Genomic DNA, 13,936 nt, shown 5'->3' on the forward strand with positions numbered 1-13,936 from the left:
GCGGGACACTGGCCGGGTGCGGGTGCTGCTGGTCGAGGACGAGCAACCATTGGCCAAGTACGTCGCGGCCGGCCTGCGCAAGCAGGGGTTCGCCGTCGACGTGGCCTTCGACGGGCGCACCGCGCTCGACAAGTGCGCGGTCACGCCCTACGACGTCGTCGTCCTGGACCGGGACCTGCCCGTGGTGCACGGGGACACGGTGTGCCGCGAGCTCGCCGGGCACGGCGCGGCGCGGATCCTCATGCTCACCGCGTCCGGCACGGTCGAGGACCGGGTCGAAGGGCTCACGCTGGGCGCCGACGACTACCTCGGCAAGCCGTTCGCCTTCTCCGAGCTCGTCGCCCGGGTGCGGGCCCTGTCCCGCCGCAGCGCGCCCGCGATGCCGCCGGTCCTGCGGGCCGGCGACGTCGTGCTCGATCCCGCGCGGCGCACCGCGGAGCGCGCGGGCCGGCTCCTGCACCTGACGCCCAAGGAGTTTGGCGTGCTCGAGCACCTGCTCGCCGCCGGCGGCGCGGTGCTGAGCGCGGAAACGTTGCTGGACAAGGTGTGGGACGAGCACGCCGACCCGTTCACCAACGCGGTCCGGATCACCGTCGGCACGTTGCGGCGCAAGCTCGGCGATCCGCCGCCCATCGAGACGGTGCCGAGTGCGGGCTACCGGATCGTCCCGTGAACGCGCGCGCCCGGCTCACGATCCTTTACGCCGCACTGGTCTTCGCCGCCGGCACCCTCTTGACCACGCTCACCTACCTGCTGATGCGCCGCAACGGCGGCCACCGGATCTCGGTCATCACGCTCGGCCCGGCGCCGGACGCGATACCGCCGTTGCCGCCCTCGATCCAGGCGGTCACCCTCACCGATTTCGTCACCCAGGCCGCGCTCGCGCTCGCGGTGGTGACGGCGCTCGCCGCGGCCGTGGGCTGGCTGGTGGCCGGGCGGGTCCTGCGGCCCATCCGCACGATCTCCGCCACCGCACAACGGCTTTCGGCGGAGAACCTGTCCGAGCGGGTGCCGGTCACCGGGCCCCTCGACGAGCTCGCCACCCTGGCCGGCACCGTCAACGGGATGCTGGACCGCATCTCCGACGGCGTCGCCGAACGCGACCGGGTGCTGGCGAGCCAGCGCATGTTCACCGCCAACGCCGCCCACGAGCTGCGCACCCCGCTGACCACCATGCGCACCGCCATCGACGTCACCCTCGACAGCCGGCCCGGTACCGAAGAACTGCTGGCCATGACCGCCGACGTCCGGACCGCCGTCGAGCAGAGCCGGCGCACCCTCGACGGGTTGCTGGCGATGGCCCACAGCCAGGCCGGCGCCGGCGTCCGGTACCGCGTCGACCTCGCCGAGGTCGTGGCGCACAGCCTCGACGGGGTGGACCTCACGGTGCGAGCCGACCTGCGGCCCGCGCCGGTCCGCGGTGACCCGGTCCTGCTGGAACGCCTGTGCGGCAACCTGGTCGACAACGCTGTTCGCCACAACCGTGCCGGAGGCCGGGTCGAGGTCGCCACCGGGAGCACCGGCGGGCGGGCGTTCCTGCGCATCGGGAACACCGGCGTGCCGATCGCACCGGACGCCGTCGACCGGCTCCGCGAGCCGTTCGTCCGCGGCGACGGCCCCCGGATCCACACCGGCCGCGGCACCGGCCTCGGACTGTCCATCGTGGACGCGATCGTCGCCGCGCACCGGGGTGAGCTCACCATCGCCGCCCGCCCGGCCGGCGGGCTGGACGTCGTCGTCCACCTCCCGGCCGGCGAACACCTCGGCTGAGCCGAACCGCGTCGGCGCCGGCGGGGGGTGTGGCCCTCGCCGGCGCGCTCGCTTGCGAGAGCAGTCAGCCACCGAGCCCGAAGAAGGCAACGGCGACCGCGGCCATCCCGCCCGCGGGCAGGCTGTGCCCGGCACCCTGGACGCTGTAGGCCTCCACCCGGACCGTGCCGGCACTGTCGGCGTAGCGGCGGCGGTTCCAGCCGGCCTGCGGGGTGTCGGCGGACGTCGGCGTCTGACTCAAGCCGAACACGTTGGTCCACTGCTCGATTTCCTCCTGCAGCAGCGCATACGGCACGAGCGTGTCGGCGGTGCCGTGCCACAGCTGGACGCGCGGGCGCGGACCGGTGTAGCCGGGATAGGCCTGCCGCACCGCGTCACCCCACTGCTGGGGCGTGCGGTTCGCCCCGCCGTTGCCGGTGCACTTGCTGCTCCACGGCGGGAAGTCCGCGGCGTTCGCGAAACAGTTGAAGGGGACGCCCATGAACGCCGCGCCCGCCTTGAACACGTCCGGGTAGAGGGCGAGCATCTCGTTGGTCATCATGCCGCCGGACGACGAGCCGGTGGCGAAGACGCGGTTCGGGTCGCCGCCGTAGTGCTGTTCGGCGTAGGTCACCATCGAGACGATCGAAACCGGGTCGCTGCCGCCGCCCCGGCGCTTCGCCGCGTCCGACCACGTGTCGAAGCAGTTTCCGAAGCCCGCCTGCTGCTGGGCGCTGGGGTAGATGACGAGGAACCCGTAGCGGCTGGCCAGCGAGGCGAATTCGCTGCCGGCGTAGAACCCCGGCCCCGAACCGCCGCAGCCGTGCATGGCGACCACGATCGCGGGGTTGGCCGGCCGGGCGTCCGGCACGTAGACGTGCATGCGCATCCCGCCCGGGTTGTTCCCGAAGCCGGTCACTTCCACCAAGGAAGCGGCCGACGCCGGGGCCGGCACCACGGCGGTGACGGCCAGCAGCAGGGCACTGGCGATGGTCACGAACGCCGTTCTCAATCCACTCATCGGTGACCTCCGGTCGGCGATCCCCCTCGCGACCGAGGTTAGGCAGATCCACGACGACCGTCAACAATTCATCAACCATTTCGAAGAACCGAAACTATCGAACTCGGCGATGGCCGAGAAATGCCGGACAAATCAATGATGATCGTTGCGGAAACAGCGAACAATCCGGCGCGGTAGGTTGGACGCCGGAGGTGGCGCATGCTCGAAGCGGCCGGCTGGGCGGAGGACGAGGGCGTGCCGGGCGTGCGGCCCGAGGCCCTGCTGCTGACGCTGTTCGGCGACCACGTGCTCGACCGCGGGATCGCCGTGTCGACCGGCGGGGTCATCGCCGCGCTCGACCGCCTCGGCGTCGGCGAACACGCGACGCGGGCGACGCTGAGCCGGATGAGCCGCCGCGAGCTGCTCCGCACCGTCCGCCGGGGCCGGCGGGCGTTCCTGGGCCTGACCGCGCACGGCACCGCGGTGCTGCGCGACGGCCAGCGCAAGCTCGACGGCGACGTCGTCGACCGGCACTGGGACGGCCGGTGGACGCTGCTGACGTTCTCCGTGCCGGAAACCCGGCGCGCGGACCGCTACGCCCTGCGCACCCGCCTGGGCTGGTTCGGGTTCGGCCCGCTGCGCAGCGGGCTGTGGGTCTCGGCGTCGGCCGCCGACATCGCGTCGGCGCTGGCCGAACTCGACCTCCTCGACCACGCCGAGGTGTTCCGCGCGGAGCCGTTCATGTGGACCGACCCGGTGCGCATCGCCCGCGAAGCCTGGGACCTGCCCCGGATCGCGGCCGGCTACGAGCAGTTCCTCCGCCGCTGGAGCGGCAGCGCACCCGGCGAGCTCGGCGACGAGCTGTCCCGCCGCATCCGGCTGGGCGCGGAATGGCTCCTGCTGATCCGCCGCGACCCGGTCCTGCCGCCGGCGCTGCTGCCCCCGGACTGGCCGGGCACGCGCGCCGCGGCGCTGTTCCGCACCCTGCGTCACGAATGGACGCGCCCGGCCGAGGAGCTGGCGGGCGGCCTCCTCGAGTCCCTCGTCGAGGAATGAGGCCCGACGGCGGTTGCCACGTTGCATGCCACGTTGCAAACTGAGGGCCCCGTTCCCCATCACGGAGGTCAAAGGTGACCGGCTTCGATCGACGCGACGTGCTGCGTGCCCTCACCGCGCTGGGGGTCACCGGCGTGACCGCGAGCCTCTTCGGCGGCACCGCCGAGGCCGCCGGCACAAACCCACTGGACCTGAAGTTCGCCGTCACCGAGCAGTTCCGGCCGTTCGACCTGATCGCGCCGAAGTTCGTCCAGCTCGACTCCCCCGCGCGGCCCGGCGCGCTCGTCCGGACCGGCATCCGGCCGAAGGCGCCGTACGGAACGGTGACCGTGCAGGTGCTCGACGACCGCGCGCCGGTCGCCGCCGGGCTGGCCGGGGCCGGGATTTCGGTGCTCGGCACCTACGACGCCACCGCGGGCCAGGCGGGCATCGAGATCACCACGGCCGGCGGCACCACCGTGGTCAAGACCGCGCCGGCGGACCTGCGGGCGCCGTTCGGCTTCGCCGTCGTGGTCAACGAAAACGCGGTCACGGTGCTGGCCGACCGGGGCACCGGCTGGCGCCCGCTGCTGACCGAGCGCGACCAGGTCCGCGCGCGCGTCGACCTGCGCGACCCGGCCGTGCTGGGCCGGCTGGGCTACGCCTACGGCACCCGCGGGCCCGCGCGGCTGGGCCGGGTGCGGGCAGGGTACTACGGCCAGGCCGGCGTCCGCGACCCCCACGTCGTGCAGTACGCCGACGGCCGCCCCTACATCCGCCACGGCAAGCTCTACCTGACGATGACCAACGCCGGCCTGGGGTTCTTCCAGCAGGCGCACTGGGCCGTGTGGACGCTCGACCTGGCCGACCCGACGAAGCTGGAGCAGGTGGCGACCCTGTTCTTCGCGCGCGACGGCGTCGTGCTCGGCGACCACGCGGGCCAGATCGTCCTCGACGGCGACCGCTTCGTCCTGCTGATGAGTTCCTGGGGCGACTTCTCGTTCAACGGCGTCCACGTGCGCCACACGGTCACCCGCGCCGACGTGCTTTCGGGGGTGCACGTCCTGCCCACCGAGCGGCTGCCGCTGCCCACGACGGTCAGTTCGTGGGACCCGGCGCTGACGAAGATCGACGGCCGCTGGCACATCGCGTTCGTCGAAAGTCCCGCCCAGCAACCGGCTTTCGTGTTCCACCCGGCCCTGGCGGCGGCCCCGCGCGGCGCGGACTACGACCAGGGGCTGACGCTGCTGGGCGCCGACGTGTCGGTCAGCCAGACCGAAGGGACGATCCTGCAGCGGGTGGGCGGCCGCTGGTACCTGTTCGCCAGCGACGGCGACGCCCGCGAATACCCGGTGTACGACCTGAGCCTGCGCAAGCTCGGCACGCTGAACGCACCGTACGGCACCAACATCCCGCACCCGATGCTGGTCCGGATCGGCGGCCGCTGGTGGCTGCCCACGTTCGACGGGACGCAGTACGCCGAAGACGTCCTCGGCTACGGCGGCCACGGGGACTTCATCCTGATGCGGTCGACCTAGGCCGCCGCTCAGACCCGGGCGCTCTTGCCGCGGTTGTAGCCCTTCATGTAGGCGTCCATCAGGTACGCGGCGCCCGGCTCGTCAAGAGGCACACCGTGGTCGAGGTCGGCCCCTTTTCCGCCGTCCTCTTCGCCCTTCCGCGCGGCCGACTCGACCGCCGCCCGCCCCTCCGCGAAGCCCGAGTCGTAGGGAGGCTCCTGGCCGGCCGGCACGGTGCGATCATCCATGATGCCGTCCAGACGGCCGGCCGCGTGCCGGCCGGTGGCCCGCGCAGCACCGGCCAGGTGGCCGAGGGTGTAGTTGCCGGCCGCGGGACCGGTCATGGTGGCGGCCTGGCTGGGATGGCCGGCGTACCCGTCGGCGAAGCCCGTTTTGTACTCCGGGGCCTCCTGGGCGCGGCGCTGCGGACGGCTCTTCTCGATGCCCACCAGTGTCTCGCCGACCATTTCGGCGGTGCGGGCGGGAGAGTTCGCGCCGATCTTCTCCGGGGCCGGCCTGGTGTGGAAGGTGGTGAGCACACCGGTGGCCAGGACCGTCAAGTCGTTCTGCCTGCCCAGCTGCTCCTTCTCGGCCAGCGCGCGCCCCTGCTCGGACTTGCGCCTGGAGGTCGCCGCCTTCACCCCGAGCAACGACTCGTCGATCAGGGTCTTCTTCACGTGTTCCTGGTGATCCTGCAACGTCAGGAGCTTCCGCAACACCGACAAGTGCTTCGTCTCGAACCACTCGGCCGCGGCCGCGCCCCAGCCCTGGCCGCCCTTCGCGCGGAACACGACGCTTTCCGCCGCGGACGTGTCCAGGTAAGTCTTGACGAACTCGGGCCCGAACAGCTCCTTCTCGAGGAACCACTCCTTGAGGGACTTGTTGGACTTGCCACTCGCCCCGTTGCAGGTCCGGCAGATCCACAACAGGTTCTCCACGTCGTTGGACAGCACCGCGACGAGGTACTTCGTCGGTTCGACGGTCTTGGCCTTCTTGCCCTTGCCGCCGCCGCTCACCGTGAAATAGTGCTTGAAGTTGCCTCCGAGCTGCTTCTCGACCGCTCGGAACAGCTGGTGATCCTCGCCCATCTGGTCGGCCAAGCGCCACAACCGGTCGCGGATGTCCGAGAGCGGGTCCTGGTGGTCGGTCTCGAACTGCGTGACGTCCGTCGGCCCTCCGCAAGCCGGGCACACCGACGCGGTCTTGCCCTGGGGACCGACGGTGACGAGGTTGCCGATGGCCTTTTGCTTCTTGGCCAGGACGAGCGCCGGCATGCCGATCGTCGCCGCCGGCAGCTCGGCGAGGGTGTTCTTCCTCCGCACGAAATTCCCATCCTCCCGTCCCTGCCTGCTGGCGGGCTGCAGCCTGGACTTGGTCAGGGGCACCTTCACCGGCCCGACCCGCGGCGCAACCACGACCTTCCCGGTGAACCGCTTCTTCTCGAACTTCTCCTGCCGTCGAGCGATCCGATCCGACACGGAGCTGTAGTCGATCCCCCGCTGGATCCACCGCGCGCACAACAGCGTCAACGTCGGCCCGTCCGCCACGTCGACGATCTCCTTCGACACCTTGTCGGCGTAAGCCTCGACCTGACTGACGAGGTCGTCGCCATCGGTGTAGGTCATGTCCACGACGTCGCTCGACGAGATCTGCTGGATCAGCTTCTTGACCAGTTCATCGGCGTTGACCACCGCGGGGTCCTTCGCCACGGTGTCCCCGATCACCAACCTCTTCTTGAGCTTCGAGCCGACCGGCCTCTGGTAGAGCATGCGCTGGGCGATCAGCCCGCACACCGCGGCGTTGCCCGCCGCCTGCTGCAGCCTCATGAGCCCCGGCGGCTGCCGCACCGGCGTGCCTCCCCGGCTGAGAGCGACCTCCGGGGAGCGGCTCCTTCGGATCCGCATACGACTCAACGTTACAGAGGACGAACACCAAGTCACCACGGCCGAACGGGCAGGGGATCACGGCCGCCCGGCTGCCCCGGCGGACCTCCGATGCACCATCCGAGCGTGGCCCCATCACCCAGCCACCGTGGCGTGCCGCGCCACTAGCCTGCCAAGGCGAACCCGGCGACCGGACGCCACGAACCCGGGGCCGTGCTCCCGGCGATCAAGCGCACCCGGTCGATCCCGGCCCGGATCGGCAGCATCGCCCGGACCTCGGCGGCCGCCCGGTCCAGCGCGGCCGTGCCGGCCCGGCGGGTGCTCCCGATCGTCAGGTGCGGCACCACTCCGGCGTGGGCGCCGCCGTACGGGGGGCACTCGGGGAACCGGCGCCACACCCGCTCGGTCAGCGCGCGGAACGGCCCGGCCGGTTCGGGAGCCAGCCAGACCACCTCCCGCCCGAACCACGCGACGCGGGAGAACACGCACTCGAACGCACCGGTCCGGGTCAGCACCTCACCCAGGCCGTCGACGACCGCGGCGGTGATCCGCTCCGGCGGGAGGAACGGGTAGAGGACCGTGACGTGGGCCGGGACGCCCCACAGCGCCGAGTGGTCCAGCTCCTGGCGGTAAGTTCCCACCACCGCGTCGGCCGCCGGGACCGGCACGATCACTGCCGTTTCGGTCGTGCCGGTCAGGTTCTCCACCACCGGATGCTCGCACAACGCCGCACCTGCTCCCACGGACTTTCCCGGCCGGGCGGACAAGCGCGGCCCCTGCCATCGAATGGCCCGGCCCGATCAGCGCCCGGCTCGCGTTGATCGAGCCGTGCACCGGGCCACCGCCCGCGCGCCGGCCGAGGGGCCGGGCGCGGGCGGTGGTATTCACCGGTTGGACGCGATGAAATACACCACGATCCCGATCAACGCGAGCACTTCGCTCAGCACGAACGTCGAGTAGCCCAGCGTCTGCAGTTTTCCGCGCGCTTCCGGCTGCCGTGCGGTACCATTGATGACGGCGGCGAAGATCAGGCCGACACCGATTCCCGGGCCGATCGCCCCCAATCCGTATCCGATGGCGGCGAGGCCGGGGTTGATGTTGGCGGCCTGGGCCAGAACTGTGTCACTCATGGGCATTCCCCTTCACATCGGTCCACGCGCACGCTCGCGTGGAACAGCGGGTTCGTGCGTCACACCGGACGGAATCAGAGCTGGGGCGAAGGGCCGAAACCGGAGACGGTCGTCGAATCGAGGCAGATCTCGCTGGGCGGGCGGGATTGTCGGTAATCGAGTGGTCCGATCACCATCAGGATATCACGGGAAATCGGAACTCGCCGCCGCCGAAAGCGGGCCGGCTGATCCACACCGGGACGACAGTGTCCATTGTGGTCGGTCGGACGTGACGCGGCCCGGGAGCGGCCGGACCGGAGAGAGGGGCCGCCCGGCGGTCCACCCCGAACCCACCCGGCCCGGCGCAGGCCGCCGTCTGGCGAAGTGGACACTCAGCGTGACCGAACCGTCATCCCTCCGGCCCGGCCGCCCGGTGACCGACGCCCGGCTTGGCCGTCACCCACGACAAGCCGCCGACGCGAGGACACCCACCCCGCACACGTTCGCGAGCCCCGGAGACTCGCCTCGACAGGACACCATCCCGTCGAAGCCTTCGAATCCCGGCGGCCGATCGGGTGAAGCCGGGGACCACCTCCGGAGGACAGTTCGCGAAGCCCGCGCCGGGGCGTTTGCCGGGTCCGTCCGAGCTACGCTTCCGAGCCCGGCTTTGTTTCGAAACTCGGTGTACACCGTTCACTGACGCAAAAGCCCGGACAAACCCGGACGCCGCCCGAAACCCGCCCACCGAGGGCGCCGATTTTATTAGCCGGGCCGAAAGCCCGAATGATGTTTGCGCTCCCATTGCGGTCGCCTCCGCCACCTGCCTGCCAGGCGTCCCGGCGCACCCCCCGCGCCCGGGGCCCCGACGGGTCCGGACCACCGCCGCCCGGCCGACGACCGCCCGGTCAGCGGGGGTTTCGCGGCGTAGTGGCCCTCGGGTCGTCCGTGCAACAAGCCGAGCTGCCGGCACCGCTCACGAGGACCCTACCAGCGAAGATCGGCAGCGACCCCCGGAGTGCTGACACCACCATTAATGGTGGTGCTAACACCACCATCCAGGGGTATGTCCGAATACATCCCGAGCCGAACTGTCCACCAGGTGATACTACTGACGAGTTGGGCGTTTCACTGGTCCGAACGGAGGTACCTAAGCCACCGGCCCTCTGCCACTATCTTGCGCAAAATACATCTTCGGGTGGTCCGGCCGCTGAGTATCGGACTGCCCGAATCTGGGGGTCGATCGAAGTGGAAATCGAACTACTAGGCACCATGGAAATAAGATCGAATGGGAGAATTTACTCGATACGCGCAAAGAAAGTGCGAACCTTGCTGGCCATGATGGCTCTGTCGCCGGGCCGCCCGGTGTCCTACGAGCAGCTGGCGGACGAGCTCTGGGGCCCGCGGTCACTCGCCAACTCCCGTAACGCACTGCAAGCAAATATCGCACGACTGCGGCGGCTTTTCAAGCCGATCACCGACGCGAGCGGGGAGGAGATCGTCCGGACCACCTACAGCGGCTACCAGCTGGAAGTGTCCGCCGAGTCGATCGACTCGCACCGGTTCCTCGAACTCGCGCGGCGCGGCACGTCGCTGGTCACCTCCGCACCGCAGGAAGCCGCCGGCATCCTGCGGGAAGCCCTGGTCCAGTGGCGGGGGCCGGCGCTGATGGACGTGCAGGAGGGCGTGCGCTGCCGGGCCGCGGCCACGCACCTGAACGAGCGGCGGCTGGCCGTCCAGGAAGACCTGATCGCCGCCCGGCTCGCGGTGGGACAGCACCACGACATCGTGCACGAACTGCGGCAGCTGGCCACCGAGAACCCGGGCCGGGAACGGCTCAGTGAACTGCTGATGCTCGCCCTCTACCGCACCGGCCAGCAAAGCGAGGCGCTGTCGGTGTTCCACCGCACCAGCAAGTGGCTCGGCAACGAACTCGGTCTCTCACCCGGCCGGGCGCTCCGGCAGCTGTATCAGGCGATCCTGGTGCAGGACTGCATGCTCGACTGAACACCACGGCACCACCGGCAGCAGGGACGGCGCGACCACCGGCCGTCCCTGTTGTCGTTTCCGGAGAAATTTCCGAAGGAATTTCACGAATACCGTCCGGGCTCATCCGCTCTCCTTCCGTGATCACGAACCATGATCGTGGCGCACGCGGATGACCGACGGCTGACGGCTCACCGACGCCTGCCTTCGTCAGCGTTCGGTCAGAGTGCGGTCATCTGCGCTGGCTAGTTTCCCGGCGAGGCCGAAGTTCGTCCGAAACCGGTACAGGAGTCGTCATGACAGCGGCAGTGTCCGAGCGCAGGGAACAAATCCGCGCGATCGTCCGCGAGCACCTCGAACTCGAGGACAACGAGCTCTCCCCGACGAGCAACTTCATCGAGGACCACGAAGCCGACTCGCTCACGCTGATGGACGTCCTCGCGGCGCTGGAGAAGGAGTTCGGCGTCACGATCGACCAGGCGCAGTTCCGGCGGATGGTCGATCTGGACAGCGCCTACGAGGTCGTCGCGGAATCCGCCGGCTGGTGAGGGAAATCCGATGAGCGAACACTCCACCACCACACCCGGCAGGCGGGTGGTGATCACCGGTTGCGGGGTGGTTTCCAGCCTCGGCACGGGCATCGAAGAGTTCACGGCCGCGCTCCGCGCCGGGCGCAGCAACGTCCGGCCGATCAGTGTCTTCGACACGACCGGCTTCGAGCACAACAACGGCTGCGAGGTCATCGGGTTCGAGCCGGAACGCTGGATCCACAACGTCGAAATCGACTCGCTCGGCCGGGCCAGCCGGTTCTCGACCGCGGCCGCCCGGCTCGCGGTGGCGGACTCCGGCATCGACCTCGACGTGCTCCGCGACGCGCGCTGCCTGCTCTCGGTCGGCACGACCGACGGCGAGTCGCACGAAATCGACAGCATGGTTTCCCTGGAGATCGCGGACGGACCGGAAGCGATGAGCCCGCGGCTGGCCCGGCGGACCTCGGCCGGCCGGCTCGCCACCTCGATCGCCCACGAGCTGCGCCTGTCCAATGTGGAGGTCGGCAGCATCGCGACGGCCTGCTCGGCGGGCAACTACGCGATCGGCCACTCGTTCGACGCGATCCGGCTCGGGGAAGCGGACTTCGCGTTGTGCGGTGGCGCGGACGCCGTCTGCCGCAAGACGTTCACCTCCTTCTACCGGCTGCGCAGCATCGCGCCGGACTTCTGCCGCCCGTTCGACAAGAACCGGCTGGGCATCCTGACCGGCGAGGGCGCCGGCATCCTGATGCTGGAGAGCCTGGAGTCGGCCACCGCCCGCGGCGCCCGGATCTACGGCGAAGTGCTCGGCTACGGCCTGTCCTGCGACGCCCACCACCCGGTGGCCCCGCACCAGGGCGGCATCGCCCGGTGCATGGAGCTCGCGCTGGCGAACGCCGGCGTCAAGCCCGCCGAGGTCGACCTGATCTCCGCGCACGGCACCGGGACCCACGCCAACGACAAGACCGAAGCCGCGGCGATCCGCGAGCTGTTCGGCGACGACACGCCCCGCGTGGTGTCGATGAAGTCGATGCTCGGCCACTCGATGGGCGCGGCGAGCGCGCTGGCCGCGATCGGCTGCTCGGTCGCCATCACCGAGGGGTTCATCCCGCCGACGATCAACCACGTCGAGACCGACCCCGAGTGCGCCGTCGACTGCGTGCCCAACGTGGCGGTCGAAGCGGACCTGCGGATCGTGCAGAACAACGGCTGGGCCTTCGGCGGCAACAACTCGGTCGTGCTGATCGGCCGCTACGACGGCCCGCGCGAGGTGGTGGCATGAGTACCGCGACCCCGGCCGCGCCGGTCATCTCGGCCTGGACGGCGATCTCGCCGTTCGGCCACGACCGCGCCTCCTTCGCCGACGGCGTCCGCACCCGGACCTCACCGGTGTCCACACTGGACACGCAACGCTGGGCGCGGGGACCCGCCGCCACGGCGGCCACCGTCCCGGGCTTCGAGCCGCGCGAGTTCCTCGGCACGAAGGGCACCCGGGCGATGAACCGCGTGAGCGGGCTCGCCGTCGCCGCGGCGAAGCACCTGCTCGCCGACATCGGTGTCGAACCGGGCGACGAGCGCGACGACATCGGGTTCGTGCTGGGCACCACGACCGGCAGCGTGCAGAGCATGATGGACCTGACCCGCGCCTCGCTCACCGGCGACAAGCCCGACCACGTCGAACCGGCCGCGGTGCCCGGCTGCGTGATGAACTGCGCGGCCGGCCAGGCGGCGATCTGGCACGGGCTCAAGGGCCCGAACGCGACGATCGCCGCGGGCCGGACCACCGGCCCGCACGCGCTGAACTACGCGCGGCGGCTGCTGCGGACCGGCCGGGCGACCCGGGTGCTCTGCGGCGCCGCCGAGGAGTACTCCCCCGCCCGCGCCTGGGTCGAGCACCACCGCCGCGGCGGGCCCGACCCGGTGGTCATCGGCGAGGGCTGCGCCATGTTCCTCCTCGAACCCGCGGAGCTGCGGCCGCCCGGCCGCCGGGTGCTGGGCACCCTGGAGGGGTTCGAATCCCGCGTCTGCCTCGACGGCGATCTCGCCGGAACGGTGACCGTCGCGGTGCGCGCGCTGCTCGCCTCCGCCGGGGTCGCTCCCGAGCAGGTGTGGGCGGCCACCGGCAGCGGCTTCACCGACTCCCGCGGCGAACCGGCCGAGACGGTGGCGCTGCGGGAGCTGTTCGGCGACGCGCCCGTCGACCGGGTGCCGTCCGCGGACCTCCTCGGCGACACGGCTTCGGCGAGCGCGATGTTCCAGCTCGCCGCCGTCCTCAGCGTCGCCGAATCCGCCGAGCGGGCCGGCGCCGACCATACGGTCGTCACCACCTGCGACGACGACGGCTCGGTGGCGTGCACGCTGCTGCGGCTCGGCGAGCCGGTCGCATGAGCGCCCCCAAAGTCGCGCTGATCAGCGGCGGCTCGCGCGGCATCGGCCGCGCGGTCGTGCTGAGCCTCGCCGCGAGCGGCCACGACATCGCGTTCTGCTACCGCTCGGACGAACAGTCCGCCGACGTGCTCACCAAGGAGGTGCACGACCTCGGCCGGCGGGCGGTCGCGACGAAGGTCGACGTCACCGACCGGGAAGCGGCCGGCGACTGGGTGGCGAAGACGGCCGCCGACCTCGGCGTCCCGGACGCCGTGGTGACGTCGGCGGGCATCACCCGGGACGGCGCGTTCGTGACGATGACCGAGGACCGCTGGACGGACGTGCTGCGGACCAACCTCGACGGCGTCTACAACGTCTGCCAGCCGGCGGTGTTCCTCATGCTCAAGCTGCGCCGCGGCAGCGTCGTCACGCTGTCCTCGGTGTCCGGCGTGTACGGCAACCCGACCCAGGTCAACTACTCGGCGTCCAAGAGCGGGGTGATCGGCTTCGCCAAGGCGCTGGCCAAGGAGGTCGGCCGGTTCGGCATCCGGGTCAACGCGGTCGCGCCGGGCCTGATCGAGACCGACATGACCGCCCAGATGACGGACAAGGCCCGCGAGAAGCTGCGCGCGGCCATCCCGCTGGGCCGGTTCGGCACCGCCGAGGAGGTCGCCGACCTGGTGGCCTACCTGGCGTCCGACCGCGCGGCCTACATCACCGGAAGCGTATTCGAGATCGACGGCGGCCTGGTCGTCTGAAGGGA

The 13,936-nt window shown here is 70.9% G+C and carries 13 protein-coding genes; 9 read left to right on the forward strand and 4 right to left on the reverse strand.

Features of this window, described 5'->3' with window-relative positions; all coding sequences use genetic code 11:
• Positions 1 to 16 precede the first annotated feature (16 nt).
• Together C2L58_RS36765 and C2L58_RS36770 are read left to right on the forward strand one after the other, a co-directional pair.
• Positions 17 to 673 carry a response regulator transcription factor gene (locus C2L58_RS36765; RefSeq protein ID WP_103342254.1) on the forward strand — a complete coding sequence of 219 codons (657 nt, stop codon included), beginning with the start codon at positions 17 to 19 and terminating at the stop codon, positions 671 to 673.
• Complete coding sequence (locus C2L58_RS36770) at positions 670 to 1,770, forward strand: sensor histidine kinase (RefSeq protein WP_103342255.1); 1,101 nt, start codon at positions 670 to 672, stop codon at positions 1,768 to 1,770. The genes C2L58_RS36765 and C2L58_RS36770 overlap by 4 nt, the downstream gene beginning before the upstream one ends.
• Before the next feature lie 64 nt (positions 1,771 to 1,834).
• On the opposite strand, the gene C2L58_RS36775 is transcribed toward C2L58_RS36770, so the two are convergent.
• Positions 1,835 to 2,770 carry an extracellular catalytic domain type 1 short-chain-length polyhydroxyalkanoate depolymerase gene (locus tag C2L58_RS36775; protein ID WP_199191631.1) on the reverse strand — a complete coding sequence of 312 codons (936 nt, stop codon included), beginning with the start codon at positions 2,768 to 2,770 and terminating at the stop codon, positions 1,835 to 1,837.
• 198 nt (positions 2,771 to 2,968) lie between these two features.
• Here C2L58_RS36775 and C2L58_RS36780 point away from each other — a divergent pair, with 198 nt between their 5' ends.
• Positions 2,969 to 3,805, forward strand: coding sequence for a PaaX family transcriptional regulator (locus tag C2L58_RS36780; protein WP_103342257.1), 837 nt, complete (start codon positions 2,969 to 2,971; stop codon positions 3,803 to 3,805).
• 74 nt (positions 3,806 to 3,879) lie between these two features.
• Positions 3,880 to 5,322, forward strand: a complete 1,443-nt coding sequence (locus tag C2L58_RS36785; RefSeq protein WP_103342258.1) for a hypothetical protein — start codon at positions 3,880 to 3,882, stop codon at positions 5,320 to 5,322.
• Between the two features lie 8 nt (positions 5,323 to 5,330).
• Here C2L58_RS36785 and C2L58_RS36790 read toward each other — a convergent pair whose 3' ends face one another.
• The 3 genes from C2L58_RS36790 to C2L58_RS36800 form a co-directional block, all read right to left on the reverse strand.
• Positions 5,331 to 7,148: a hypothetical protein gene (locus C2L58_RS36790; protein ID WP_146073743.1), complete on the reverse strand. Its 1,818-nt coding sequence runs from the start codon at positions 7,146 to 7,148 to the stop codon at positions 5,331 to 5,333.
• A 200-nt stretch (positions 7,149 to 7,348) separates the two neighbouring features.
• Positions 7,349 to 7,891 (reverse strand): 2'-5' RNA ligase family protein, encoded by a 543-nt coding sequence (locus C2L58_RS36795; protein ID WP_233226148.1) that lies wholly within the window; start codon positions 7,889 to 7,891, stop codon positions 7,349 to 7,351.
• A gap of 177 nt (positions 7,892 to 8,068) precedes the next feature.
• Positions 8,069 to 8,314: an ATP F0F1 synthase subunit C gene (locus C2L58_RS36800; protein WP_103342261.1), complete on the reverse strand. Its 246-nt coding sequence runs from the start codon at positions 8,312 to 8,314 to the stop codon at positions 8,069 to 8,071.
• 1,248 nt (positions 8,315 to 9,562) lie between these two features.
• On the opposite strand from C2L58_RS36800, the gene C2L58_RS36805 reads away from it, so the two are divergent.
• The 5 genes from C2L58_RS36805 to fabG all read left to right on the forward strand — a co-directional run bounded on the left by C2L58_RS36805 (position 9,563) and on the right by fabG (position 13,931).
• The gene (locus tag C2L58_RS36805) at positions 9,563 to 10,297 is read left to right on the forward strand and encodes an AfsR/SARP family transcriptional regulator (RefSeq protein ID WP_255410622.1); all 735 of its coding nucleotides are present in this window, start codon (positions 9,563 to 9,565) and stop codon (positions 10,295 to 10,297) included.
• Between the two features lie 275 nt (positions 10,298 to 10,572).
• Complete coding sequence (locus C2L58_RS36810) at positions 10,573 to 10,824, forward strand: acyl carrier protein (protein ID WP_233226150.1); 252 nt, start codon at positions 10,573 to 10,575, stop codon at positions 10,822 to 10,824.
• Between the two features lie 10 nt (positions 10,825 to 10,834).
• A complete protein-coding gene (locus C2L58_RS36815) occupies positions 10,835 to 12,088 on the forward strand; it encodes a beta-ketoacyl-[acyl-carrier-protein] synthase family protein (protein WP_199191632.1) in 1,254 nt (417 codons plus the stop codon).
• Complete coding sequence (locus C2L58_RS36820; RefSeq protein ID WP_103342263.1) at positions 12,085 to 13,194, forward strand: beta-ketoacyl synthase N-terminal-like domain-containing protein; 1,110 nt, start codon at positions 12,085 to 12,087, stop codon at positions 13,192 to 13,194. Before C2L58_RS36815 ends, C2L58_RS36820 begins: the two co-directional genes overlap by 4 nt.
• Positions 13,191 to 13,931, forward strand: coding sequence for a 3-oxoacyl-[acyl-carrier-protein] reductase (gene fabG, locus C2L58_RS36825; RefSeq protein WP_103342264.1), 741 nt, complete (start codon positions 13,191 to 13,193; stop codon positions 13,929 to 13,931). The genes C2L58_RS36820 and fabG overlap by 4 nt, the downstream gene beginning before the upstream one ends.
• Positions 13,932 to 13,936: the final 5 nt, after the last annotated feature.

The organism is Amycolatopsis sp. CA-126428 (assembly GCF_002904335.1).
In the GTDB taxonomy this organism is placed as follows: domain Bacteria; phylum Actinomycetota; class Actinomycetes; order Mycobacteriales; family Pseudonocardiaceae; genus Amycolatopsis.